This window comes from Stenotrophomonas sp. SAU14A_NAIMI4_8 (assembly GCF_003086695.1).
In the GTDB taxonomy this organism is placed as follows: Bacteria; Pseudomonadota; Gammaproteobacteria; order Xanthomonadales; family Xanthomonadaceae; genus Stenotrophomonas.
In genome coordinates this window covers 254,129-277,470 of the sequence record NZ_CP025999.1, presented here as the reverse complement: position 1 = coordinate 277,470, position 23,342 = coordinate 254,129, and the positions used below count along the sequence as shown (strand labels likewise).

General features: G+C 68.2%; 22 protein-coding genes. 8 read left to right on the top strand and 14 right to left on the bottom strand.

Annotation, left to right across the window (positions count from 1 at the left end; all coding sequences use genetic code 11):
* Positions 1-34: 34 nt before the first annotated feature.
* Positions 35-1,336 carry an isocitrate lyase gene (gene aceA / locus C1930_RS01170; RefSeq protein WP_108748104.1) on the bottom strand — a complete coding sequence of 434 codons (1,302 nt, stop codon included), beginning with the start codon at positions 1,334-1,336 and terminating at the stop codon, positions 35-37.
* A gap of 70 nt (positions 1,337-1,406) precedes the next feature.
* On the bottom strand, positions 1,407-3,029 hold the full coding sequence (gene aceB, locus C1930_RS01165) for a malate synthase A (RefSeq protein ID WP_108770893.1): 1,623 nt from the start codon (positions 3,027-3,029) through the stop codon (positions 1,407-1,409).
* 110 nt (positions 3,030-3,139) lie between these two features.
* Here aceB and C1930_RS01160 point away from each other — a divergent pair, with 110 nt between their 5' ends.
* Complete coding sequence (locus C1930_RS01160) at positions 3,140-4,108, top strand: LysR family transcriptional regulator (protein WP_108748102.1); 969 nt, start codon at positions 3,140-3,142, stop codon at positions 4,106-4,108.
* Positions 4,109-4,315: 207 nt separating this feature from the next.
* Positions 4,316-5,224: a LysR family transcriptional regulator gene (locus C1930_RS01155; protein WP_108751825.1), complete on the top strand. Its 909-nt coding sequence runs from the start codon at positions 4,316-4,318 to the stop codon at positions 5,222-5,224.
* Positions 5,225-5,690: 466 nt separating this feature from the next.
* Here C1930_RS01155 and C1930_RS01150 read toward each other — a convergent pair whose 3' ends face one another.
* The 5 genes from C1930_RS01150 to arfB form a co-directional block, all read right to left on the bottom strand.
* Positions 5,691-6,947 (bottom strand): MFS transporter, encoded by a 1,257-nt coding sequence (locus C1930_RS01150; RefSeq protein ID WP_108755100.1) that lies wholly within the window; start codon positions 6,945-6,947, stop codon positions 5,691-5,693.
* Positions 6,948-7,067: 120 nt separating this feature from the next.
* Complete coding sequence (gene lepB, locus C1930_RS01145; protein WP_108770892.1) at positions 7,068-7,694, bottom strand: signal peptidase I; 627 nt, start codon at positions 7,692-7,694, stop codon at positions 7,068-7,070.
* Between the two features lie 167 nt (positions 7,695-7,861).
* Positions 7,862-10,018: a peptidyl-dipeptidase Dcp gene (dcp, locus tag C1930_RS01140; protein ID WP_108770891.1), complete on the bottom strand. Its 2,157-nt coding sequence runs from the start codon at positions 10,016-10,018 to the stop codon at positions 7,862-7,864.
* A gap of 111 nt (positions 10,019-10,129) precedes the next feature.
* Positions 10,130-10,690: a lysophospholipid acyltransferase family protein gene (locus C1930_RS01135; RefSeq protein WP_233614934.1), complete on the bottom strand. Its 561-nt coding sequence runs from the start codon at positions 10,688-10,690 to the stop codon at positions 10,130-10,132.
* 46 nt (positions 10,691-10,736) lie between these two features.
* Positions 10,737-11,168, bottom strand: a complete 432-nt coding sequence (arfB, locus tag C1930_RS01130) for an alternative ribosome rescue aminoacyl-tRNA hydrolase ArfB (RefSeq protein ID WP_108748096.1) — start codon at positions 11,166-11,168, stop codon at positions 10,737-10,739.
* 134 nt (positions 11,169-11,302) lie between these two features.
* Here arfB and C1930_RS01125 point away from each other — a divergent pair, with 134 nt between their 5' ends.
* Positions 11,303-11,830, top strand: coding sequence for a DUF2059 domain-containing protein (locus C1930_RS01125; protein WP_108748095.1), 528 nt, complete (start codon positions 11,303-11,305; stop codon positions 11,828-11,830).
* 82 nt (positions 11,831-11,912) lie between these two features.
* Here the strand turns inward: C1930_RS01125 and C1930_RS01120 are convergent, their stop codons facing one another.
* Positions 11,913-12,662 carry a pseudouridine synthase gene (locus tag C1930_RS01120; protein WP_108770890.1) on the bottom strand — a complete coding sequence of 250 codons (750 nt, stop codon included), beginning with the start codon at positions 12,660-12,662 and terminating at the stop codon, positions 11,913-11,915.
* 65 nt (positions 12,663-12,727) lie between these two features.
* Positions 12,728-13,309: a class I SAM-dependent methyltransferase gene (locus tag C1930_RS01115; protein ID WP_108770889.1), complete on the bottom strand. Its 582-nt coding sequence runs from the start codon at positions 13,307-13,309 to the stop codon at positions 12,728-12,730.
* A gap of 231 nt (positions 13,310-13,540) precedes the next feature.
* Here C1930_RS01115 and C1930_RS01110 point away from each other — a divergent pair, with 231 nt between their 5' ends.
* Genes C1930_RS01110 through C1930_RS01095 form a run of 4 tightly spaced genes read left to right on the top strand, consistent with a single transcriptional unit; the run spans position 13,541 to position 16,674 of the window.
* On the top strand, positions 13,541-14,152 hold the full coding sequence (locus C1930_RS01110) for a PIG-L deacetylase family protein (RefSeq protein WP_108755096.1): 612 nt from the start codon (positions 13,541-13,543) through the stop codon (positions 14,150-14,152).
* Positions 14,152-15,291 carry a glycosyltransferase family 2 protein gene (locus C1930_RS01105; RefSeq protein WP_108755095.1) on the top strand — a complete coding sequence of 380 codons (1,140 nt, stop codon included), beginning with the start codon at positions 14,152-14,154 and terminating at the stop codon, positions 15,289-15,291. Before C1930_RS01110 ends, C1930_RS01105 begins: the two co-directional genes overlap by 1 nt.
* Positions 15,278-15,883, top strand: a complete 606-nt coding sequence (locus C1930_RS01100; protein WP_108755094.1) for an acetyltransferase — start codon at positions 15,278-15,280, stop codon at positions 15,881-15,883. The genes C1930_RS01105 and C1930_RS01100 overlap by 14 nt, the downstream gene beginning before the upstream one ends.
* A gap of 5 nt (positions 15,884-15,888) precedes the next feature.
* Entirely contained in the window at positions 15,889-16,674 is a 786-nt protein-coding gene (locus tag C1930_RS01095) for a YaiO family outer membrane beta-barrel protein (protein ID WP_108755093.1), read from the top strand.
* A gap of 50 nt (positions 16,675-16,724) precedes the next feature.
* On the opposite strand, the gene ubiB is transcribed toward C1930_RS01095, so the two are convergent.
* Together ubiB and C1930_RS01085 are read right to left on the bottom strand one after the other, a co-directional pair.
* Positions 16,725-18,380, bottom strand: coding sequence for a ubiquinone biosynthesis regulatory protein kinase UbiB (gene ubiB, locus C1930_RS01090; RefSeq protein WP_108770888.1), 1,656 nt, complete (start codon positions 18,378-18,380; stop codon positions 16,725-16,727).
* Positions 18,377-19,012, bottom strand: coding sequence for an SCP2 sterol-binding domain-containing protein (locus C1930_RS01085; protein ID WP_108770887.1), 636 nt, complete (start codon positions 19,010-19,012; stop codon positions 18,377-18,379). The genes ubiB and C1930_RS01085 overlap by 4 nt, the downstream gene beginning before the upstream one ends.
* Positions 19,013-19,199: 187 nt before the next feature.
* On the opposite strand from C1930_RS01085, the gene ddlA reads away from it, so the two are divergent.
* Positions 19,200-20,249 (top strand): D-alanine--D-alanine ligase, encoded by a 1,050-nt coding sequence (ddlA, locus tag C1930_RS01080; RefSeq protein WP_108757610.1) that lies wholly within the window; start codon positions 19,200-19,202, stop codon positions 20,247-20,249.
* Positions 20,250-20,377: 128 nt separating this feature from the next.
* Here ddlA and C1930_RS01075 read toward each other — a convergent pair whose 3' ends face one another.
* The 3 genes from C1930_RS01075 to oleC all read right to left on the bottom strand — a co-directional run bounded on the left by C1930_RS01075 (position 20,378) and on the right by oleC (position 23,296).
* Positions 20,378-20,533, bottom strand: coding sequence for a DUF1328 domain-containing protein (locus tag C1930_RS01075; protein ID WP_107231440.1), 156 nt, complete (start codon positions 20,531-20,533; stop codon positions 20,378-20,380).
* Between the two features lie 121 nt (positions 20,534-20,654).
* Positions 20,655-21,641 (bottom strand): 2-alkyl-3-oxoalkanoate reductase, encoded by a 987-nt coding sequence (gene oleD, locus C1930_RS01070; protein ID WP_108755090.1) that lies wholly within the window; start codon positions 21,639-21,641, stop codon positions 20,655-20,657.
* Complete coding sequence (oleC, locus tag C1930_RS01065) at positions 21,638-23,296, bottom strand: olefin beta-lactone synthetase (protein WP_108755089.1); 1,659 nt, start codon at positions 23,294-23,296, stop codon at positions 21,638-21,640. The genes oleD and oleC overlap by 4 nt, the downstream gene beginning before the upstream one ends.
* Positions 23,297-23,342: the final 46 nt, after the last annotated feature.

Sequence of the window (23,342 nt, the reverse complement as noted above, 5' to 3'; positions counted from 1 at the left end):
TCGACTCTACGGACAGGGGCCGGCCGGATTCGGCTCAGGCCGCGCGTTCGCTGCGCCCGCCGTGGAACTGTTCTTCCTCGGTCGAGCCGGTCAGCGCGGTGGTCGAGGACTGCCCCTGCTGGATCGCCTGGGTCACCGCATCGAAATACCCAGTGCCCACTTCGCGCTGGTGCTTCACGGCGGTGAAACCACGCTCGGCGGCTTCGAATTCGGCCTCCTGCAGTTCCACGAAGGCGCTCATCTGGCGGCGCGCATAGCCGTGGGCCAGGTTGAACATCCCGTAGTTCAGCGCGTGGAAGCCGGCCAGGGTGATGAACTGGAACTTGTAGCCATAGCTGCCCAGCTCGCGCTGGAACTTGGCGATGGTCGCGTCGTCCAGGTTCTTCTTCCAGTTGAAGCTGGGCGAGCAGTTGTAGGCCAGCAGCTTGCCGGGGAACTTCGCGTGGATCGCTTCGGCGAATTTCCGTGCGAATTCCAGGTCCGGCTTGCCGGTCTCGCACCACACCAGATCCGCATAGGGGGCGTAGGCCAGGCCGCGGCTGATGGCCTGGTCCAGACCGTTGCGGGTCTTGTAGAAGCCTTCCACGGTGCGCTCGCCGGTGGTGAACGGGCGGTCGTTGGCATCGATGTCGCTGGTCAGCAGATCGGCCGCTTCGGCATCGGTGCGCGCCACCAGCAGGGTCGGCACGCCCAGCACGTCGGCGGCCAGGCGCGCGGCGTTGAGCTTCTCGATCGCCTCGCGGGTCGGCACCAGCACCTTGCCGCCCATGTGCCCGCACTTCTTCACCGACGCCAGCTGGTCTTCGAAGTGCACGCCCGCCGCACCGGCTTCAATCATCGCCTTCATCAGCTCGAAGGCATTGAGCACGCCGCCGAAACCGGCCTCGGCGTCGGCCACGATGGGCTGCAGGAAATCGATCTCATCCTTGCCTTCGGCATGGTGCAACTGGTCGGCGCGCAGCAGGGTGTTGTTGATGCGCTTGACCACCGCCGGCACCGAATCGGCCGGGTACAGCGACTGGTCCGGGTACATCTGCCCGGCCAGGTTGGCATCGGCGGCCACCTGCCAGCCCGACAGATAGATCGCCTTCAGCCCGGCCTTGACCTGCTGCATGGCCTGGTTGCCGGTCAGCGCGCCCAGCGCATTGACGAACTCACGCTCGTGCAGCGACGCCCACAGCTTTTCCGCGCCCAGCCGGGCCAGCGAATGTTCGATGTGGACCGTGCCGCGCAGGCGCACCACATCGGCGGCGCTGTAGTTGCGCTGGATGCCTTCCCAGCGCGGGTGGGTGTCCCAGTCGTGCTGGATCTGTTCGGCAGTGGGCAGCGTGCTCATGTCTTTCTCCAGTTCGGTTCGTGCAGCGGGTGCAGCGGGGAAGGAAGCGGCGTGGGAGCGCGTGCAGCAGTCAGTCGATGCGCGCGTAGGCCGGCAGGGTCAGGAAATCGGTCAGGTCGCTGCTGCGGCTCAGTTCGCCCAGCAGGGTGATGGCTTCGGCAATGCGGCTACCGCCGGGCAGCGCACTGGTGTCGCCCAGCCGTGCCGGCAGCTGCGCCAGGGTGGTATCGAGCAGGCCCAGGTCGATGGCAGTGCCATCGTCCAGCTGCTGCCCCGGCGTGTGCAGCCACTGCCACAGCTGGCTGCGGCTGATCTCGGCGGTGGCCGCATCTTCCATCAGGTGGTGGATCGGCACGCAGCCGTTGCCGTCCAGCCAGGCGGCCAGGTAGCGCACGCAGACTTCCACGTTGCCCTCGAAACCAGCGCGGGTGATGCTGCCCGGCGGCCGTGCAATCAGCTCGTCGCGGCCCACGCGCACGTCCTGGCGCAGCACGCTGTGCTGGTTCGGGCCCGGCATGTGTTCGTCGAAGATTGCCTGCGCCACCGGAATCAGCGCCGGGTGCGCGACCCAGGTGCCATCGTGGCCGGCGCTGACTTCGCGCAGCTTGTCGGCGCGCACGCGGGCCATGGCCTGCTCGTTGGCCGCGGCATCGTGGTTGATCGGAATCTGTGCGGCCATGCCACCCATCGCATGCGCACCGCGGCGGTGGCAGGTCTGGATCAGCAGTTCAGAATAGGCCTTCAGGAACGGCTGGGTCATGGTCACCTGGCCACGCTCGGGCAGCACCCGGTCGGCGTGGCGGCGGAAGGTCTTCAGGTAGGAGAAGATGTAATCCCAGCGGCCGCAGTTCAGGCCGACGATGCGGTCACGCAGCGCGTGCAGGATCTCGTCCATCTCGAACACGGCCGGCAGCGTTTCGATCAGCACGGTCACCTTGATCTGCCCGTGCGGCAGGCCCAGCATCCCTTCAATGTGCGACAGCGCGGTTTCCCACAGCGCGGCCTCTTCCATGCTCTGCAGCTTGGGCAGGTAGAAGTACGGGCCGCGATCCTTGGCCTGCAGGGTGCGGGCGTTGTGGAAGGCGAACACGGCCGCGTCGAACAGGCCACCGGCCAGCGGCTGGCCGTCCACGGCCACGTGCTTTTCGTCCAGGTGCCAGCCGCGCGGGCGCACGATCAGCACCGCCTGTTCCTCAAAGGGACGCAGGGTGTAGTGCTTGCCATTGGCGGCGGTGAATTCCAGATCGCCACGCACGGCGGCGGCCAGCGACTGCTGCCCGGCCAGCAGGTTGCGCCAGGTGGGCGAGGTGGAATCCTCGAAGTCGGCCATGAACACCTTGGCGCCGGAGTTCAGCGCGTTGATGACCATCTTCGGGTCGGTCGGGCCGGTGATCTCGACGCGGCGGTCCTGCAGCGCGGCCGGCAGCGGGGCCACGGTCCAGTCGCCACTGCGGATCGCGGCGGTGTCAGTGCGGAAATCCGGCAAGCCGCCCTGGTCGAAGAACGCCTGGCGCTCGCGACGGGCCTGCAGCCGCGCCTGCCGACCCGGTTCCACCGCGCGGTGCAGCGACACCAGCAGGGCCAGCAGCGGCGCCGGCAGCACGGTGTCCTGACCGGCCACGCGGGTCGCCAGGGCGATGCCGGGGGTGGCCTTGGCCGGGGTGGAGGGAACGGCGGAAGCGACGGCGGACATGGGGCAACTCCAGCGGTGGGGGAACGCCCCCAAAGTGCCGCCCCACCCCAGTATTTGGCAAAACAGTTTTTGCAATGCTTTACATAAAACGTGCTAATACTTGTGACGCCATGCCCACACGCAGCCCGCCAAGTCCGCGTTTTTCCTACAAATCCGACCGGCTGAAGCCACTGCGCGCGTTCTGCCAGACGGTGCGCCTGGGCTCGGTCTCACGGGCAGCTGAGGCGCTGTTCGTCAGCCAGCCGGCCATCAGCCTGCAGTTGCAGGCGCTGGAACGCGAACTGGGGGTGCCGCTGTTCGAGCGCAGCGGGCGGCGCCTGGTGCCCAGCCGCGAGGGCCAGCTGCTGTACGAAATGGCGCAGCCGCTGGTGGAAAGCCTGGACGGGCTGGAGGCACGCTTCCGCGACAAGGTGCGCGGGATGGACGCGGGCGAACTGAACATCGCCGCCAACAGTTCCACCATCCTGTACCTGCTGCCGAAGATCGTTGAACGCTTCCGCCAGCACCACCCCGATGTGCGCCTGACCCTGCACAACGCGATCAGCGCCGATGGCACCGATCTGTTGCGCGAGGATGCGGCCGACCTGGCCATCGGTTCGATGACCGACGTGCCGGCCGACCTGACCTATGCGCCGGCCTACCGTTTCGAACAGGTGCTGATTGCCCCGCACGACCATCCGCTGGCCAGCGGCGGCGAGCTGGAACTGGCCGACATCGCGCGCTACCCGCTGGTGTTGCCACCGAAGCGGCAGATCACCTACCGCCTGGTGGACCAGGTGTTCCAGCGCCACCGCATTGCGTACACCGTTGCGCTGGAAGTGGGCGGTTGGGAAGTGATCAAGCAGTACGTGGCGATGGGCATGGGCATTTCCATCGTGCCGGCGCTGTGCCTGCACGAAAGCGATGGCGAGCGGCTGGCGGCGCGGTCGATGAAACGCTGGTTCCCCGAGCGCAGCTACGGGGTGATCGTGCGCCGGGGCAAGGCGCTGTCGGCGCAGGCGCGGGCGTTCATCGATCTGGTGCAGCCGGAGTTGTTCAGCCCGCGCGATTACGACCAGAGCGGGCATTCGGAACGGTAGGGGCTGCTCTTGGTAGGTGTCGACCTTGGTCGACACGGTAGATCCACGCCGTGCGTGGATACGCTTGACCTACCGGGGTCAGAGCCCGCCGCTGCGCGACGGGATCCGACCCCATGAGGTGCTCGCCATGCGTGGATGCGCTTGACCTACCGGGGTCAGAGCCCGCCGCTGCGCGACGGGGTCTGACCCCATGTATAGACTGGGCCCATGTCCATCGAACTCCGCCACCTGCGCTACTTCCTGGCCGTTGCCGATACGCTGCACTTCGGCCAGGCGGCCGAGCGGCTGGGCATGTCGCAGCCGCCGCTCAGCCAGCAGATCCGGCAACTGGAAGAACTGATCGGAGCGCGCCTGTTCGTGCGCAGCCATCGCCGGGTGCAGCTGACGCCCGCCGGCGAGCTGCTGCAGGAGCGCGCGCGGGCCATCGTGCTGCAGGTGGAAAGCGCGGTGGAGGAGGTGCAGCGTGCGCAGCGCGGCGAGCAGGGGGAACTGCATATCGGCCTGACCCGGGCCACGCCGCTGTCGCCGCAGATTCCACGTTCGATCCTGCACTACCGCCAGCAGTACCCGCAGGTGCGGCTGCAGCTGAGCGAGATGAATACCCTGCAGCAGATCGATGCGCTGCTGGACGGCAGCCTGGACGTGGGCATCATCCGCAAGCGCACCTTGCCGCCGGAGCTGGTGGCGCACAGCCTGTTCGTCGATCCACTGGCGCTGATCGTGCATGCCGACCACCCTGCCCTGCGCCGGCTGTCGGCCAGCGGCGCGCTGTCGCTGCGCGATTTCGCCCAGGAGCCCTTCGTGGCGTTCCGCCGCAGCGCCGGTGCCGGTATCCACGACCACATGATCGCGCTGTGCGCGGCGGCGGGCTTCACCCCGCGCATCGTGCAGGAGGCGGGCGAAGCATCCACCCTGATCAGCCTGGCCGCCGCGGGCCTCGGTGCGGCGATCCTGCCGGCGTCGTGCGATCACATCCGCGTGGAAGGCGCGCGCTTCGTGGCGCTGGCTGACGCCGGTGCGCATTCGGAAGTGCAGCTGGCGTGGCGCCGCGAAGGGGTGACGCCGTTGATCCGCAATTTCGCCGGTTTGCTGCGTGGCGCATTCGCGGCGGAATGACCGCGGGCACCTTGTAGTGGTAGTGGCCAACCTTGGTTGGCCCGCGCCAGAGTGCCGACCAAGGTCGGCACCTACCAGAGCGGACGCACGCGGAACCCGCTGGGGTTCAGGCGGTCACCGGCTGCGGGGTTGATCCGCAATTTCGCCGGCTTGCTGCGTGGTGCATTCGCGGCGGAATGACCGCGGCCACCTTGTAGTGGTAGTGGCCAACCTTGGTTGGCCCGCGCCAGAGTGCCGACCAAGGTCGGCACCTACCAGAGCGGACGCACGCGGAACCCGCTGGGGTTCAGGCGGTCACCGGCTGCGGGGTTGATCCGCAATTTCGCCGGCTTGCTGCGTGGTGCATTCGCGGCGGAATGACCGCGGACACCTTGCAGTGGTAGTGGCCAACCTTGGTTGGCCCGCGCCAGAGTGCCGACCAAGGTCGGCACCTACCAGAGCGGACGCACGCGGAACCCGGCGGGGTTCAGGCGATCACCGGCTGCGGGGCGCGCTGCTGCAGCGCCCAGATGATGCCGCCGCCGAGCAGGGTCAACACGCCGGTGAACAGGCACACGCCCAGCCAATCCCACGCGGCGTAGGCCAGCCCGCCCACGGCGCCCAGCACGCTGCTGCCCAGGTAGTAGGCAAACAGGTACAGCGCCGAGGCTTCGGCACGCATCGAACCGGCGCGGCTGCCGACCCAGCTGCTGGCCACCGAATGCCCGCCGAAGAAACCGAAGGTGACCAGCGCGATGCCCACCGCCATGGTCGCCAGCCACGGCAGCATCAGCAGCACGATGCCGGCGCCGATCAGGCCGAAGGAAATGGTCAGGATGCGGCCCCGCCCATGCCGCATCGCCAGCTGGCCCATCCACGCCGAGCTGAAGGTCCCCACCAGGTAGACGCTGAAGATCAACCCGACCACGGTCTGGCTGAGGTGGTACGGCGGCGCCAGCAGGTGGTAGCCCAGGTAGTTGTAGAGGGTGACGAACACGCCCATCAGCACGAACGAGGTGGCGAACAGCCATGGCAGGCCCGGGTCGGCAAACAGCGTTCGCCAGCGCGACGGCAACTGGCGCAGGCCACCGCGACGGGCCTGGAAGTGCCGCGACGGCGGCAGCTGCAGCCACAGCAGCACGGTGCTGGCCACCGCAATGATCGACACCGCGCCGATGCCCCAGCGCCAGCCCCAGTGGTCGGCAATGATGCCGGCCAGCAGGCGCCCACTCATGCCGCCAATGGCATTGCCGCCGATGTACAGGCCCATGGCCAGGCCCAGCGCGCGGCTGTCCATCTCCTCCACCAGATAGGTCATGGCCACCGCCGGCACGCCGCTCAGGGCCAGGCCCAGCAGGGTGCGCAGCACCAGCATCGTGGTCCAGTCGTCCACCAGCGCGGTGCACAGCGACAGCAGCGCCGAGGCCATCAGCGCCGCGATCATCAACGGCCGGCGGCCCACCGCATCGGACAGCAGGCCGGCCAGCAGCATCGCCACCGCCAGCGTGCCGGTACTCAGCGACAGCGACATCGCGCTGCCGGCGGCCGACACGCCGAAGTGGCGGCTGAACTCGGGCAGCAGCGGCTGCACCGTGTACAGCAGGCCGAAGGTGGAAAAGCCGGCCAGGAACAGCGCCACCGCGGTACGGCGGAACGCCGGGGTGCCCTGCTGGATGCGGGTGTCAGTGCCGGAATCGAGGGTACGGGGGCGGGCGCTGTCGGCCGCCGCGGTTTCGCCAGTCATGGAATCGGGTGGCCGTGGGGGCGGCCAAGATGGGGATCAGGCGGCCAGCGTAGGCCGCCTTATCCAGTCGATCCATAACCTGATAGGTCAGGATTGATATGTAGAACGTATCAATTCAGCTTACAGCCGCTGCCACTCGAAGCCGTCGCCGCGGCGGTAGTACACCGACACCGCGCGACCGTAGAGGGCATCGGCATCGACGAAACCGAAGAAGCGGCCGTCGAAGCTGTTGCCGCGGTGGTCGCCCAGCACCAGCACCTTGCCGGCCGGCACCTGCAGGTCGGCGATGTCCGGGCCACCGCCCATGTCCAGGTCCAGCTGGGCCTGGCGCGGGCCGAAGGCTTCGGTATCGGCCAGCCCGGCGATCTGCAGTGCCTGGCCATTGATGGTCAGGTGGCCGCCGTGCAGCTGCACATGGTCACCGGCCACGGCCACCACGCGCTTGATCAATCGGGTGCCGTCGGCCGGCGAATCGAACACGGCCACTTCGCCGCGCTGCGGGGTGCCGGTGGCCAGCAGTTGCTGGTGGGTGAAGGGCAGGCGCAGGCCGTAGGCGCGCATATCCACCACCACGCGGTCGCCGGGCTGCAGGGTGGGCTGCATCGAGCCGCTGGGCACCACGTAGTGGTTGGCCAGGGTGTCGCGGGCGGCAGCCAGCAGGCCCAGCATCACCAGCAGGGGCAGGGCTTCTTTCTTCAGCCAGACCAGTGCGCGTTGGGAAAAGGGAGGGCGGGCGACAGCATCCATGACAGGCTCCGGGTGGGTGGTAGGTGGATCAGACCACAAGGCGGCGGGAGAGGTTCCCGGTCGGGTCGGGCAAGGGGGTCAGAGCCCTTTCCGCAGTGCGGAAAGGGATCCGACCCCGGTGCGGCGCAACGAAAAACGGCGGGGTTGCCCCCGCCGTTTTCTGTTTCTTATTTCAGCCCGCGGAACTTCAGCAGCGGTTCCACCGACGGGTCCTTGCCGCGGAAATCGCGGTACAGGGTCGACAGTTCCACGCTGTTGCCGCGCGAGAGGATCTTGTCGCGGAACTCCTGGCCGTTGGCCGCGGTCAGGCCACCGTGTTCGGTGAACCACTGGAACGCGTCGTGGTCCAGCACTTCTGCCCAGAAGTAGGCGTAGTAGCCGGCCGAATAGCCGCCGCCCCAGATGTGGTCGAAGTAGGTGGTGCGGTAACGCGGCGGCACCTGCGGCAGGTCCACCTTGAACTTCTTCAGCGCGCTGGCTTCAAAGGCGCCCACATCCTGCAGCGGGGCATCGGCCTTCTGGGTGTGCCAGGCCAGGTCCAGCAGCGCCGCCGACAGGTATTCGGTGGTGGCGTAGCCCTGGTTGAAGCTGCGTGCCTTCAGGATCTTGTCCACCAGTTCCTGCGGCATCGGCTCGCCGGTCTTGTAGTTCTTGGCGTAGTTGGCGAACACCTTCGGGTCCAGCGCCCAGTGTTCGTTGAACTGCGAGGGGAACTCGACGAAATCGCGCGAGGTGGCGGTGCCGGCGATCGACGGGTACTTCACGTTGGAGAACATGCCGTGCAGCGCGTGGCCGAACTCATGGAACAGCGTGGTGACGTCGTCGAAGCTGAGCAGCGCCGGCTGGCCTGCGGCCGGCTTGGTGAAGTTGCAGACGTTGTAGACCACCGGCTTGGCACCGGTCAGGCCGTCCTGTTCAACAAACACGTCCATCCAGGCGCCGCCGGACTTGGTGTCACGCTTGAAGTAGTCGGTGTAGAACAGGGCCAGCGACGTGCCGTCCTTGTCGAACACTTCGTACACCTTCATGTCCGGGTTGTAGGTCGGAATGTCGGTGCGCGGCTTGAAGGTGATGCCGTACAGCTGGGTGGCGGCGTAGAAGACGCCGTTCTGCAGCACGTTGTCCAGTTCGAAGTACGGCTTGATCTGCGATTCGTCCAGATCGTACTTGGCCTTGCGCACCTGTTCGGCGTAGAAGTCCCAGTCCGAAGCGGCCAGCTTGAAGCCGCCGTTCTGCGCGTCGATCACCTTCTGGATGTCGGCCGCTTCCTCGCGCGCCTTGGCGGTGGCCGCCGGCACGGTGTCGGTCAGCAGCTTCAGCGCAGCGGCCGGGGTCTTGGCCATCTGGTCGCCCAGGTTGTAATCGGCGTAGGTGTCAAAGCCCAGCAGCTTGGCCTTCTGCGCACGCAGCTGGGCCAGGCGCTGCACGGTCTGCCGGGTGTCGTTGGCGTCGCCGCGCTCGGCGCGGGTTTCCGAAGCCTTCAGCACGGCGGCGCGCTGGTCGCGATCGCTCAGCGAACCCAGCACCGGCTGCTGCGTGGTGTTCTGCAGCGGCAGCAGGAACTTGCCGTCCAGCTTGCGGGCGCTGGCGTCGTTGGCCGCGGTGTTGATCGCGTTCTCGTCCAGACCGGCCAGCTTGGCCTTGTCATCCACCACGACGGCGGCGGCGGCGGTGGCCGCGACCAGGCGGGTGTGGAACTGGGTGGACAGCGTGGTCTCTTCCACGTTCAGCTTGCGCAGGCTGGCCTTGTCGGCGTCGGACAGCTGGGCGCCAGCGCGCACCAGACCGTCGTAGTAATGCTCGACCAGACGCTTCTGCACCGGGTCCAGTTCCAGCGTGTCGCGCTGGTCGTACAGCGACTTCACGCGCGCGAACAGCTTCGGATCGAGGTTGATCTCGTCCTGGTGCGCGGCCAGCTTCGGTGCGATCTCTTCCTGGATCTTCTGGCGCGCTTCGGTGCCATCGGCCTGGACCAGGCCGAAGAAGATGCGCGACACGCGGGTGAGGGTTTCACCGCTGCGCTCCATCGCCACCAGGGTGTTGTCGAAGGTGGCCGGCTCGGGGTTGTCGGCGATCTTGCGCACGTCGGCCAGGTGCTGGCGCATGCCTTCTTCGAAGGCCGGCAGGTAGTCGCTGTCCTTGATCTTGTCGAACTGCGGCGCCTGGAACGGCAGCGTACTGGCGCTCAGCAGCGGGTTGGTGGAGGCATCGGCCGGCTGCTGGGCCGGGGTCTGCTGGGCTTCGGACACGGGGGTGGACTCCTTGCCGGAACAGGCCGCCAGCGCCAGGCTGATGGCGGCGGCCAGGGCTACGGTACGCGACATGTAGAACGCTCCTTGGGCGGGCGGTAGGGAATGACAGCCCTCCACCCTACTCCTGTCGCGGCCGCCCGGCATGTGCCGGACGTGGCGTGTATGCGGCCGCTGCGGGGCGTTTCAGACCGTGCCGCGGGTCTTGCCCATCCACGGGCGGTAGAACTCACGGATGGCCGCCATGTCGGCCGCATCATCGCCGGTGGGGGTGAACAGCGGGCCGATGCCGATGGTCTTTTCCGGGTAATGGAAGTACGCCGCCAGGACCGGCACGTCGGCCATCCGCGCGATCTTCAGGAAACCGGCCTTCCAGTCCTTCACCGCCTTGCGGGTGCCTTCGGGGGTGATGGCGAACCACATTTTTTCGTTGTTGCGCAGCAGGTCCACGGCCTGGCCGACCGTGCCCTGCGGCGCACTGCGGTCCAGCGGGATCACCCCCAGCCGGTGCAGCAGCGGGCCCAGCGGCCACCAGAACAGCGAGGCCTTGCCCAGCACCTTCACCTTCATGCCCAGCGCGATCTTGGCCGCCATGCCCCACAGCCCGTCCCAGTTGGACGAATGCGGGGCGATGATGAAGACCAGGCGCGGAATGTCCGGCAGCGTGCCGGTCACCTTCCAGCCGCCCAGGCGCAGGGTGCAGCGCGCCAGCCAGCGCAGGAAGGCGTTGGGTTTGACCTGCGGCATGTTCGGCGGCACGGCCGGCAGCAACGGCGTCGGGTTGTTCAAGCAATCACTCCCAGTCACGTGATGAGCGCCCGCGCTTGATCTGCGCGCGCCCGCGTTTGGCGTCCAGACGACGCAGTTTCGAGCCCAGGGACGGCTTGGTGGCCTTGCGCGGCTTGGGCACGTTCAGCCCAGCCTGGATGAAGGCCGCCAGCCGCTCGCGCGCATCCTCGCGATTGCGATCCTGGGTGCGGAACCGTTGCGCATCGATGACAAGCACGCCTTCGCCGGTCATGCGCCGGTCGCGGCGCGCCAGCAGGCGCTCGCGCAGCGGCTCGGGCAACGAGGGCGAGCCGGCCACATCGAAACGCAGTTCCACCGCGGTGGACACCTTGTTGACGTTCTGCCCACCGGCACCGCTGGCACGCACGAACCGCTCGACGATCTCGCCGTCGGGGATTTCAAGCTGCGCGCTGATGGTGACCGGTCCACTGCCCATGCGCGCATTGTAGCGGCACCGGCGCCGCCGTGGCCGCCATCGCGCGCCGTATGCCGCCGATCAGGTACCGAACACGTCGCCTTCGCCTGCGCAGCAGTTATGCTGGGCCTTCCATGTACCGCAGGAAGCTTCGCATGACCCGCCTTGTTCCCGCCCTGCCCGCGCGCCTGCGCCGCGTTGCCCTGCTGCTGGCCCTGGCCGCGTGCAGCAGCCCGGTCTGGGCCGCGCCGCCGACCGACAGCGACATCAACCGCCTGCTGGCCGCATCGCGCGCGCAGACCATGCTCGACGCGGCGCTGCCGCAGATCGAAGCGATGCAGCAGCAGCAGTTCCAGCAGGCCACCGCGCAGCGCCAACTGACCGCCCAGCAGCAGGAACAGCTGCAGCGCATCCAGGCGCGCACCAACCAGACCCTGCGCCAGGCGCTGTCGTGGCAGCAGCTGCGGCCGATGTATGTCGATCTCTACAAGAAGACCTTCAGCAAGGAAGACGTGCTGGCCATGGCCGAGTTCTACGAGAGCCCGGCCGGCCAGAGCCTGCTGGACAAGACCCCGGCACTGATGCAGAACGTGATGGTGGCCATCCAGACGCGCATGCAGCCGCTGATCACCGATCTGCAGAAGGACCTGGAAGCGATCGTGAACGAGCCGGAAAAGAAGTAACCCCATCGGGGTCGGATCCCTTTCCCAACGGGAAAGGGCTCTGACCCCGGGGCACCACGCCGGGCATGGCCCGGCGCTACCTTCAGTCCACCTGCCAGCCGAACAGGTCCAGCGCCTTCTGGAAACCGGCATCCACCGGCGCACGCACATCCAGCATGCCGCCATCGGGGTGCGGGAAACGCAGGCGCTCGGCGTGCAGCAGCATGCGGTGCACGCCCTGCATGCGGAAATTGCGGTTGTGGCGGCCGTCACCGTGGCTGGTATCGCCAATCAGGTGGTGCGACAGGTGCTTCAGGTGCCGGCGGATCTGCCGGAAGCGACCGGTCAGCGGCTGGCAGCGCAGCAGCGCATAGCGCGAACTGGCGAATTCGCCCACCGGCACGCAGAGTTCGCCGATGGCCAGGCGCTGGAAATCGGTCACCGACGGCTTCTTCACCGGCTTGCCGGGCCCGCCATCCAGATCGTGATCCACCTGCCAGGCCTCCTCGGCCGGCCAGCCGCGGCAGATGGCCAGGTAATCCTTGCTCACCTCACCGCCCATCAGCGCCTTGCCCAGCGTGCTGGCGGTATCACGGTCGAAGGCCAGCAGCAGGCAGCCGCTGGTGGCGCGGTCCAGGCGATGCACCAGGAAGATCGGGCGACCCAGCTGCTCGCGCAGGCGGTCGGCCAGGAAATCATCTTCGCCACGGGCCAGCTTGCTGTCATGGACCATCAGCCCGGCCGGCTTGTTGACCACGGCCAGCCGTTCATCCAGGTGCAGCAGCTGCAGGGGGGCGGTTTCAGGGGCGGTTTCGGTATCGGTACTCACCGCCGGATTATACGGGGGCGCCAGCGTGGGGTCGGATCCCTTTTCCTGCGGAAAAGGGCTCCGACCCCATACAACGGCGGCAGGAGCCGTCAGCCGTTGCGCACCGCCAGCAGTTCACCATTGCCCACCGGCACCAGGCTGGTACTGAAGTCCGCATCGGCATCCAGCAACGCGCGCAGCGGCTGCATCTGTGCGGCGTGCGAGGTGGCGTTGTCCACCACCAGCAGACCGCCGGGGCGCAGCACGCGGCGCAGCTGCGGCCACCAGCCGGCGTACTGGTCGCGGTCCGAATCGAGGAACAGCAGGTCCACGCTGGCATCGTCCGCCGCGGCCAGCCAGTCCCCGGCATCGCCCTGCACCAGGGTGATGCGCCCGGCCAGGCCACTGCGGGCGAAGTTCGCGCGCGCCATCGCCACCTTGTCCGCGGCGTATTCCAGCGTGGTCACGTGGCCATCGATCGCTGCGGCGGCCTCGGCCAGCCACAGCGTGGAATAGCCGTTGGAGGTACCGATTTCCAGCACGCGACGGGCCTGGCCGAAACGCACCAACACCGACAGCAGTTCGCCGGTGTCGGCGGTGATGTTCAGCATGCGCCGGCCACGTTCGCTTTCGCCCGCATCGTTGTCGGCGCCGTGGCGCGCCAGTTCGTCCTTCAGTGCTGCCAGATCCATGTCTCGTCCTGCAGTGCGTGCCGCATTCGGCACGTTCGGGTGATTGTCGCGCGAACGCCGCCGCCGCAGCGACTGGCGCAACCCACGCGGTTTCTGCCACCGCGCTGTGATCCTGCGCGCTTTTCGGAAATGTTGCATGGATCGCCCGCATCTGCGCTGCGATAGTCCCGGCCCTCTCGGCGCACGCCCCGGCACACGCGCCTGTTTCCCGAATCCCGCAAGGACCCCGCCATGCCCCTGGATATTCTGGCGATCGGCGCCCACCCCGATGACATTGAACTGGGCTGCGGTGGCAGCCTGGCCAAACTGGCCCGCGACGGCGCGCGCGTGCATGCACTGGTGCTCAGCCGTGGCGGCCGCGGCTGCCACGACGGTGCCGATCGCAGCGGCGAATCGCATCGCGCCCTGCAGCAGCTGGGCGCCCTGCACGTGCAGCAGTGCGACTTCCCCGATACCTGCTTCCCGGCCTGCCGCAACGAGCTGATCGCCACCATCGAACGTGCCTGCGCCGCCGTGGCACCGCAGCGGGTCTACACCATGTGCGGCCAGGACCACCACCAGGACCATCGCACCGTGCATGAGTGCTCGATCATCGCCTGCCGCGGCGTGGGCCAGGTGCTGTGCTACGAAAGCCCGAGCACGTTGCCGCAGTTCGCGCCACAGGTGTTCGAAGACATCAGCGCACAGCTGGAGCAGAAGATCCTGGCGCTGCGCGAACATGCCAGCCAGGGCGAACGCCAGTACATGCAGGAAAGCCATCTGCGCTGCCACGCGCAGTTCCGTGGCCAGCAGATCGGCCTGGGGCCGTGCGAAGGCTTCCTGGCCCACCGGATGGTGCTGTGATGAAGACGCTGCTGTTCCTGGCCATGTGCGCCTTCATCGGCGTGCGCCTGCTGGTGCATGCCGCCCGCCGGCCCAGCGCGCGGCTGCACAGCATCGACGCCATCGTGCCCGCCTACAACGAGGCACCGTGCTTGGCGCGCTCGCTCACCGACCTGCTGCACAACCGCTACGTGGCGCGGGTGATCTGCGTGAACGATGGCTCCACCGATACCACCGCGCAGGTGCTGGACGCGCTGCAGGCGCAGTGGCCCGGGCGCCTGCTTGCGCTGCACCAGGCCAACACCGGCAAGGGCGGGGCGTTGATGCACGGCCTGCAGCATGTCACCGCCGAACAGGTGTTCCTGACCGATGCCGATACACGCATCGACCCGCAGGGCGATGGGCTTGGCCACCTGCTGGCCGAGATCGAACGCGGCGCCGATGCCGTGGGCGGCGTACCTTCTTCCTGCCTGCGCGGCGCCGGCTTCCTGCCCCATGTGCGGGCCAGCCTGAAGCTGCCGATGATCGTGATCAAGCGCAGCTTCCAGCAGTGGCTGGGCGGCGCGCCCTTCATCGTCTCCGGTTCGTGCGGGCTGTTCCGCACCGCCGTGCTGCGCAAGGTGGGGTTTTCCGACCGCACCCGGGTGGAAGACCTGGACATGTCGTGGTCGCTGGTGGCGCAGGGCTTCCGCGTGCGGCAGAGCATCCGCTGCGTGGTCTACCCGCAGGAATGCAACACGCTGCGCGAGGAATGGCGACGCTGGCGGCGCTGGATCGTGGGCTATGCGGTCTGCATGCGCCTGCACCGCGGCCTGCTGCTCAGCCGCTTCGGGGTGTTCAGCATCCTGCCGATGCTCCTGCTGGCACTGCTGGGCGTGGCCGCTTCGCTGCATGTGTGGTTCGGTGCCACGCAGGTGCACGGCCCGGGTGGGCTGGTGCTGGCGGTGATGCCGCTGGTGTGGATCGGCATCGTGATGGCGCTGGCGGTGATCAGCGCGGTGCACCACCGCAGCGCCTGGCTGGTGCCCGCCGCCGCGTTTTCCATGCTGTACGTGCTGCTGGCCTACGCCATCTGGCTGGTGCACGGCCTGAAGGGGCTGTGCACCGGGCGCGAGCCAGCACGCGACAAGCCGACGAGGTACCCGCATGTGGTGGAATGACCTGCAAGCGATGGCCACCGCGTTGGCCACGATGTCACCTGCCATCGACCCGCAGGCACAGGTCTCGCCGCGGGCCATCGTGCAGGGTGCGGTGCGCATCGGCGCCGGTACACGCGTCTGCGATGGCGCGCATATCCAGGGCCCGGTGCTGATCGGCCGCGACTGCGTGATCGGCAACCACGCGCTGCTGCGCGGGCCGCTGCAGATCGGCGATGGCACGCGCATCGGTTTCGCCAGCGAACTGAAGCACACGCTGATCGGCCAGCAGGTCAGCATCGGCCCGCAGTGCTTCATCGGTGACAGCCGCATTGACGACCACGCCTATCTGGGCGCGCTGGTGCGCACCAGCAACCATCGCCTGGATGGCGCCACTGTCTGCGTTCATGTGGGCGGCAACGTGCACGACAGCCAGCGCGACAAGCTGGGCGCATGGATCGGTGCACGCGCCGCGCTAGGCGTCGGCGTGATCATCCTGCCCGGGCGCATTGTCGCTGCGGGCAGCCAGTTCGGCCCACGCATCACCGTGGAGCGAAACCTGCCGCCGGGCCGCTACCGGCTGGTGCAGCAGCTGCATTCCCAACCCCTGGAGTAACCACCATGCGATTGATCTTCCGTGGCGCACTGCCGTGCGCCCTGCTGCTGGCCGTGTCCAGCGCCCATGCCGGCATCGACCGGGTTGCGCTGCAACTGGACCACGCCGACTACACCGATGGTTTCGGCCACCGCGATGTGCAGACCCTGGACGTGGCCGGTCGCAATGGCGACAGCCGCTGGCACCTGGGCCTGGCCCATGGCGAGCGTGACTACGGCAGTGCCCGTTTCGGCGGCAACCGGGTGCAGGGCTCGCTGCACCACACCTGGTCGCCTCGGTTTTCCACCCGCACCGCGGCCACGGCGTCCAACGACGATCCGGTGTTCGTGAACCGGCAGATCCAGCAGGACCTGCAGTGGAAGGTGGCGCCGCAGACCGTGCTGAGCGTGGGCGGCAAATACGCCGAATACCACGCCGGCGCCTACGTCAGCGGCTGGTCGGTCGGGGCGTCGCACTACTTCCCGCGGGTGACGGCTTCGCTGCGGCATGAGCGCCACCGCCAGTCGAACGGCCCCGATGGCCACGGCACCACCGTGTCGCTGCGGCTGAAAGACAGCAGTGGGCGCGGTTCCACCCAGCTGTGGCTGGGACAGGGTACCTCCGGGTATACCGCCGATGCGGACCCGCTGCTGCTGCGCGAACACGACAGCAAGCGCGTGTTCGTGCGCCGCAACCAGCCGCTGGGCCAGCATCTGATGCTGGAAGCCGGGCTGGGCAAGACCTGGCATTCAACGCGTCTGGATCGCTTCCAGAGTGTGCAGTCGCACCTGGGTCTGGGCTACCACTGGTAGCCGCAGGAGGCTGGCAGCGTGCGCGCTGCCAGCCGATCAGCCATGCGGGCTCAGCGCCACCAGGCGCGGGCCAGCGCAACCGCGCCCAGCACCGCCGCGCCCAGCCCCAACATGGGCAGGTCACCCCAGTACCAGCCGGGCGGCTGCAGCACGTACAGCAGTGCGGAAATGGCCAGCAGGCCCACGCCGGTAATCGCCCCAACCGCGCGCTTCTGCAGCTTCTGCAGGCTGGCGTCCAGCGCCACCAGATCGCGTGAACGCATGGCCAGTTCGTGGCGGCCTTCCACCTGCTGGCTCAGCCAGGCATGCACCAGGCGCGGCATGTCCGGCGCGTGGGTCATGATTTCCGGCAGGCGCTTGCCGATCTCACGCACCACCCGGCGCGGGCTGTAGCGCTCGCGCAGGATCTTCGCCAGCACCGGCTTGGCCACGGCCCAGATGTCGATCTGCGGGTCCAGCTGGCGGCCCACGCCTTCGATGTTCAGCAGGGTCTTCTGCAGCAGGATCAGCTGCGGCTGCAGGGTCAGCTGGTAACGCTGGGCTACCCGGAACAGCTTCAGCAGCACTTCGGCCAGCGAAATCTGCGACAGCGGCCGGGTGAAGTACGGTTCGCACACCGAACGCACCGCCGCTTCAAGATCGTCGATGCGCACGTTGTCCGGCATCCAGCGCGCCTGCACGTGCAGTTCGGCAATGCGGCGGTAATCGCGGTTGAAGATGGCCATGAAGTTCTCGGCCAGGTAGTACTGATCTTCCTGCGAGAGCTGGCCCATGATGCCGAAGTCCAGCGCGATGAAGCGCGGGTTGTCGCGGCGCGCCGGATCGGTGTCGACCCAGATGTTGCCGGCGTGCGCATCGGCGTGGAAGAAGTTGTCGCGGAACACCTGGGTGTAGAACACCCGCACGCCCTTGGCCGCCAGCGCCTTGCGGTCGATGCCGGCCTGGTCCAGGGCGACGATGTCGTCGGACGGAATGCCCCACACCCGTTCCAGGGTCAGCGCGCGTTCGGCGGTGTGGCTCCAGATCACTTCGGGCACGTACAGATCGTCGCTGTTTTCCCAGAAGCGGCGCAGCACGCTGGCATTGGCGCCTTCGCGCTGCAGGTCCAGCTCGGCGGCCAGGGTGTTTTCCACCTCGGCCACCACTTCGCGCGGGCGGATCTTGTCGGCACGCGGGTGGGTGCGCTCGACCAGGCTGGCCAGCGAGTTCAACAGCGCGATGTCGGCGTCGATCTGCTTCTCGATACCCGGGCGCAGCACCTTCACCACCACCTGGCGGCCATCGGCCAGGGTGGCGGCGTGAACCTGCGCGATCGAGGCCGAGGCCAGCGGTTCGGTATCGAAGCTGGCAAAGGCCTCGCTGACCGGCAGGCCCAGCGCTTCTTCCACGATGCGGCGTGCGGTATCGCCGTCGAACGGCTTGACCCGGTCCTGCAGCAGGGTCAGTTCATTGGCCACGTCCGGCGGCACCAGGTCGCGGCGGGTCGACAGGATCTGGCCGAACTTGACGAAGATCGGGCCCAGGTCCTGCAGCGCCAGCCGCAGGCGTGCGCCACGCGACTGCGCGGCAATGGCCGCCGGTGCGCGCGGCACGAAGGGTTTGGCCAGGCGCAGCCAGCGCTCGGCCGCGGTGCCCTGCAGCAGGTCGTCCAGGCGGTAACGCAGAATGACCCGGCCGATGCGGTTGGCCCGCAGCAGGGCCTTCATGCGGCACCCCGCAGGCGCTGCACGCGCACCTGCAATCGTTCAACATCGTCGCGCAGCACGTCCACGTCATCGTGGAAGGCATCCAGTTCGCCACGCGGCACCACGTCGCGCGATTCTTCGGTGACGAATTCGGCGGCGCTGTGGGCCAGGTCGATGGCGCCCTGCCGCGCGTGCTGCAAGGCGCTGCGCAGGGTGTTGGCCACCTGCACGCCCAGCACTTCGCCGAACACGCTCACGAACGGTTGCTGCCAGTCCGGATCGAAGCCCTTGGCCAGCTGCTGCAGGCGGCGCGCCAGTTCGGCATCCCCGGCCACGCGTACGCGGCCCTTGCCGGCGTCGTCGCCACGCCGCGCGTTGGCCAGCAGCGGCAACTGCGCCAGCACCCCGACCAGGCTGCTGCGCACGGCCAGGTCGGCTTCCTGGGCGTCCACCGGGCCGACCCGCAGCTGGTCGCCGTCCACGCTGATGCGCATGGCCAGCGCGGGCGCTTCCAGGGTCAGGTCGATGTGCCGGCCGTGCAGGCTGGCCAGGGCGTGGCGGGTGTCCGGATCCAGCGCCAGGGCGCGGTTCAGGGCGATCTGCAGGGCGCGGCCAGCGACCGGCTTGAGGGACTTGAGCAGGGAAAGAGCCATGTGGCCATTCTACCTGCGTGGGTGGTGGGCTTGGGCCGGGGGCCCTGCGATCTGTCGGAACGGACGGGGTCGGATCCCGTTGCTGCGCAACGGGCTCTGACCCCCTGGGGATTCATGTGGGCCTCACCTGGTCGGCGCGGGAAGGTTCATGCTGTGGGTCCTTGTTGCACAGGACATCGCATTGCCCATGGCACGTACCCGGGTTGGCATCATTTTCGGCGGCACGTCTTCCGAACACGAAGTTTCGCTGCAGTCGGCGAAGAACATCCTCGATGCGCTGGATCGCGAGCGCTACGAACCGGTGCTGGTCGGCATCGACAAGCAGGGGCAATGGCACCTGCTGCAGCCCGACGCGTTCCTGCTCAACGCCGATGATCCGGCCCGGATCGCGCTGCGCCCGTCCGGCGCCGCCTCGGCGCTACTGCCGGGTGCAGCACTGGGGCAGATCGACGTGGTGCTGCCGATCGTGCACGGCCCGCTGGGCGAAGACGGTGCGCTGCAGGGCCTGCTGCGCATGGCCGGCCTGCCGTTCGTGGGCTCGTCGGTGCTGGGTTCGGCGGCGGCGATGGACAAGGACGTGGCCAAGCGCCTGCTGCGTGATGCCGGCCTGCCGGTGGCGCCGTGGGTCTGCATCCGCCGCCACCAGGCAGCCCAGGTGGATGTGGCCGCGTTGATCGCGCAGTTGGGGCTGCCCCTGTTCGTGAAACCGGCCAACCAGGGTTCTTCGGTGGGCGTGAGCAAGGTAAAGGATGCGGCTGGCTTTGCGGCTGCGCTGGAACTGGCGCTGCGCCACGACCACAAGGTGCTGGTGGAATCGGCCGTGGCCGGTCGCGAGATCGAATGTGCGGTGCTGGGCAACGCACAACCGCAGGCCAGTGTCTGTGGCGAGGTGGTGGTGCATGACGAGTTCTACGCCTATGACACCAAGTATCTGAACGCGGCGGGTGCCGATGTGGTGGTGCCGGCGGCGATCGATGCTGACAGCCAGGCGCGTATCCAGCAGATCGCGCTGCAGGCGTACCAGGCGCTGGAGTGCGCGGGCATGGCGCGGGTGGATGTGTTCCTGGGCGCGGATGGGAAGATCACCATCAACGAGATCAACACCCTGCCCGGCTTCACCCGCATCAGCATGTATCCCAAGCTGTGGGGTGCAAGTGGGCTGGGCTACACCGCGCTGATCACGCGGTTGATCGAACTGGCGCTGGAGCGGCACGCGGCCGACAAGGCGCTGGTGTAGTGCGGGGGGCCCCGCATCGCGTGCGACGCGCGGGGCCCCGCTTCTGTAGAGTCGAGCTTGCTCGACTGCTGTTGCAACAGTCGAGCATGGCTCGACTCTACAGGTGCGTCAGTCGAGCAGGCTCGACACTACCCGCGCTTGCGGAACATCGAGATCACCGCAAGGATCAGGAACACGACGAACAGGATCCAGGCGATGTTGCTGGCGGCGCCGGCAATGCCGGAGAAGCCGAGCACGGCGGCGATGATGGCGATGACGAAGAAAATAACGGCGTAGTGCAGCATGGCGCTCCTCGCGATGGGTCGGGCCGTGGATGGCGTGGGTCCATCCTCCCGATCCGGCGGTGTGCAACCGGTGACGGCCACTTCTGCGCGCGATGAAGCCTTCAGCGGCGTGATGCCGTCGTCACGAGGCCGCGTGCAGGCGGCGCAGCCCTTCTTCGATGCTGACTTGCGGCACGTAACCGAAATCGCGGCGCGCCGGTTCCATGCTGTACCAGTGCGGCGTGCACAGCTGTTCGGCCAGGAACCGGGTCAACGGCGGTTCGCCGGGCAGGCGCAGCAGCGGCCACAGGCGCTCGCAGACGGCGCCGATGCGGTAGGCGGTCTTGAAGCTGAGGGTTTTCTCCACGGCCGGGGCATTCACCGCCGCCAGCAGCTTGTTCAACAGCTCGCGCATCGGCAGCGGTTCGCCGTTGGAAATGAAGTACGCCTTGCCGGCACAGGCCGCACCCGGGGTCAGCGCGTCGAACGCCAGGAAGTGCGCCAGCGCGGCGTTGTCGATGTAGGTGGTGTCGACTTTGTTGCTGCCATCGCCCACCAGGCGCAGGCGGCCCTGGCGGGCACGCTGGGCCAGCCGCGGTACCAGCTGCAGATCACCCGGGCCCCAGATCAAGCGTGGGCGCAGCGCCACGGTGGCCAGGCTGGCATCGTTGGCGGCCAGCACGCGCTGCTCGGCAATCGCCTTGGTCGCCGCGTACGGGGCCTGGAAATTCTCGCCGTACGGGACTTCGTCGGCGCCCAGCCCTTCCACCGGGTAGGTGGCGCGATGGGTCACGCTGGGCGTGGAGGTATAGACCAGGCGGCCGACGCCGTGCGCGCGGCAGGCGGCAATCACGTTGTCGGTGCCCACCACGTTGGCCTGGTGGTAGCTGTCATAGCTGCCCCAGGCGCCGGCCTTGGCGCCGTTGTGGAAGACCGCGTCCACCCCGGCCACCGCATGCAGCACGGCCTGCGGATCGGCCAGGTCGCCACGGATCTGGCCCACGCCCATCGCCTGCAGCGCCGGGTAATGGCCACGGTTGAGCGCCAGCACCTGGTGGCCGCGCTCAAGCAGGCCGCGGCACAGGGCCTGGCCAAGGAAGCCACCACCACCGGTAACCAGGATCTTCATGCACGCTTCTCCAAGGCAGCGCTGGCCCAGACGGCCAGCTTTTCGCGGCCGATCTTGGCGTTGTGTCGAATGTCCACCGGGAAGCCCGGATGGACCAGGAAGTGCTGCACACCGGCAGCGGGCAGGTGCGTGGCCGCATGGGCGCGCAGCGCCTCCTGCAGGGCCGCGCCATCGCGGGTGCCGCGTTGCAGCTCCACGCACAACACCGGCACCTGCGCACCGGCCGCGCCCACGCCCACCAGTGCGGTGCGGGCCACGCCGGGCAGCGTGTTGAACACCGGTTCCACCTGTTCGGTGTACAGCGGCCCGCGCGCGGTTTCCACGCGGTGGGTCTTGCGCCCACAGAACCAAAGGCGGCCCTGCGCATCGAAGTAACCGACATCGCCCATGCGGTGCACGATGCGGCTGCTGCCATCGGCCAGGGTTTCGGCAATCTTCGCCGCGGCGGTGGCCTGCGGGCGGTTGAAGTAGCTGTCGGTGGCGGTCGGCCCGGCCACGGTGATCTCGCCCACTTCGCCCACGCCCAGCACGCGCACCTGCGACCAGTCGGGCAGCGGGGCGTCATCGATGGCGATGATGCGCACTTCGTTGGGCGCCACCACGCTGCCCACGCAGGTGCCGGCGCCGGCCTCGGTGGCGGCACGCGTACGTTCCAGTTCACGGCCTTCCACCACGGCCACCGGCAGGCACTCGGTGGCGCCATAGGGCGTCCAGAACTGCGCATCGCCCGGCAGCAGGCGGCGGATGGTAGCCACCACGTCCGGCGGCACCGGGGCGCCGGCCGAGGTGACCCGGGTGACCGACGGCAGCGGCCGACCATGGCGGGCCAACACGCGCATCAATGCCGGCGAACCAAACAGCTGGGTCACGCCGAAACGCTGGATGGCATCGTGCAGCCGCGCCGGGTCGGCCTGCGCCGGCCGGGTCGGGTCCATGTCCGGAATGACCGAGGTCAGCCCCAGCGCCGGGTCGAACAGCGCGAACGGCGGGAAGGTCGGCAGGTCCACCCCGCCCGCTTCCATGCCGAAGGCGTTGCCCAGCAGTTCGATCTGGCCGACGAAGTGGCGATGGCGGTAGACCACGCCCTTGGGCACGCCGGTGGAGCCGCTGGTGAACAGGATCGCGGCCATGTCCTCGCCGTCGGTGGCGGCCAGCATCGGGCCGCTGGCGGCGCCGGCGCGCTCCAGCGCGGCCAGGGTGGTGCCGCCCCAGCCCAGGCGCTGGCCCACGGTCACCAGACGGGTGGCCGACGGTGCCCAGCGCAGCGCCAGACGGGCCACGTGGGCCAGGGGAATGCCGATGAAGGCCTCCGGCTGCGCTTCGTCCAGGCACTGCTTCAGCGCGCGCTTGTCGATGCCCGGATCGACCAGCACCGGCACCGCGCCCAGCTTGAACAGGGCGAACATCAGCAGGAAGAACTCCGGCGAAGGCCGCACCATCACCACCGTGCGCACGCCGCGGCCGATGCCGTAGCCGGCCAGGCCGGCCGCCATGGCATCGCTGCGGGCGTCCAGCTGGCGGTAGTCCAGGGTCACGTCATAGGCGGCCATGCCGTTGCCAGCGCCTCGGCGGCCGGGGCAGCGGATGGCGATCTGGTCGGGGCGTTCACGGGCCAGTTCCGGCAGCCGCGCGGCAATATTGCAGGGTCGGTTCATCCGTTCATTGTCGCCGCTTACGGAATTTCTTGCGCGGCGGCCGACT

Coding starts and splice junctions, on each gene's coding strand:
- aceA (WP_108748104.1), bottom strand. CDS start 1,336: ATGAGCACGCTGCCCACTGCCGAACAGATCCAGCACGACTGGGACACC.
- aceB (WP_108770893.1), bottom strand. CDS start 3,029: ATGTCCGCCGTCGCTTCCGCCGTTCCCTCCACCCCGGCCAAGGCCACC.
- C1930_RS01160 (WP_108748102.1), top strand. CDS start 3,140: ATGCCCACACGCAGCCCGCCAAGTCCGCGTTTTTCCTACAAATCCGAC.
- C1930_RS01155 (WP_108751825.1), top strand. CDS start 4,316: ATGTCCATCGAACTCCGCCACCTGCGCTACTTCCTGGCCGTTGCCGAT.
- C1930_RS01150 (WP_108755100.1), bottom strand. CDS start 6,947: ATGACTGGCGAAACCGCGGCGGCCGACAGCGCCCGCCCCCGTACCCTC.
- lepB (WP_108770892.1), bottom strand. CDS start 7,694: ATGGATGCTGTCGCCCGCCCTCCCTTTTCCCAACGCGCACTGGTCTGG.
- dcp (WP_108770891.1), bottom strand. CDS start 10,018: ATGTCGCGTACCGTAGCCCTGGCCGCCGCCATCAGCCTGGCGCTGGCG.
- C1930_RS01135 (WP_233614934.1), bottom strand. CDS start 10,690: ATGCCGCAGGTCAAACCCAACGCCTTCCTGCGCTGGCTGGCGCGCTGC.
- arfB (WP_108748096.1), bottom strand. CDS start 11,168: ATGGGCAGTGGACCGGTCACCATCAGCGCGCAGCTTGAAATCCCCGAC.
- C1930_RS01125 (WP_108748095.1), top strand. CDS start 11,303: ATGACCCGCCTTGTTCCCGCCCTGCCCGCGCGCCTGCGCCGCGTTGCC.
- C1930_RS01115 (WP_108770889.1), bottom strand. CDS start 13,309: ATGGATCTGGCAGCACTGAAGGACGAACTGGCGCGCCACGGCGCCGAC.
- C1930_RS01110 (WP_108755096.1), top strand. CDS start 13,541: ATGCCCCTGGATATTCTGGCGATCGGCGCCCACCCCGATGACATTGAA.
- C1930_RS01105 (WP_108755095.1), top strand. CDS start 14,152: ATGAAGACGCTGCTGTTCCTGGCCATGTGCGCCTTCATCGGCGTGCGC.
- C1930_RS01100 (WP_108755094.1), top strand. CDS start 15,278: ATGTGGTGGAATGACCTGCAAGCGATGGCCACCGCGTTGGCCACGATG.
- C1930_RS01095 (WP_108755093.1), top strand. CDS start 15,889: ATGCGATTGATCTTCCGTGGCGCACTGCCGTGCGCCCTGCTGCTGGCC.
- ubiB (WP_108770888.1), bottom strand. CDS start 18,380: ATGAAGGCCCTGCTGCGGGCCAACCGCATCGGCCGGGTCATTCTGCGT.
- C1930_RS01085 (WP_108770887.1), bottom strand. CDS start 19,012: ATGGCTCTTTCCCTGCTCAAGTCCCTCAAGCCGGTCGCTGGCCGCGCC.
- ddlA (WP_108757610.1), top strand. CDS start 19,200: ATGGCACGTACCCGGGTTGGCATCATTTTCGGCGGCACGTCTTCCGAA.
- C1930_RS01075 (WP_107231440.1), bottom strand. CDS start 20,533: ATGCTGCACTACGCCGTTATTTTCTTCGTCATCGCCATCATCGCCGCC.
- oleD (WP_108755090.1), bottom strand. CDS start 21,641: ATGAAGATCCTGGTTACCGGTGGTGGTGGCTTCCTTGGCCAGGCCCTG.
- oleC (WP_108755089.1), bottom strand. CDS start 23,296: ATGAACCGACCCTGCAATATTGCCGCGCGGCTGCCGGAACTGGCCCGT.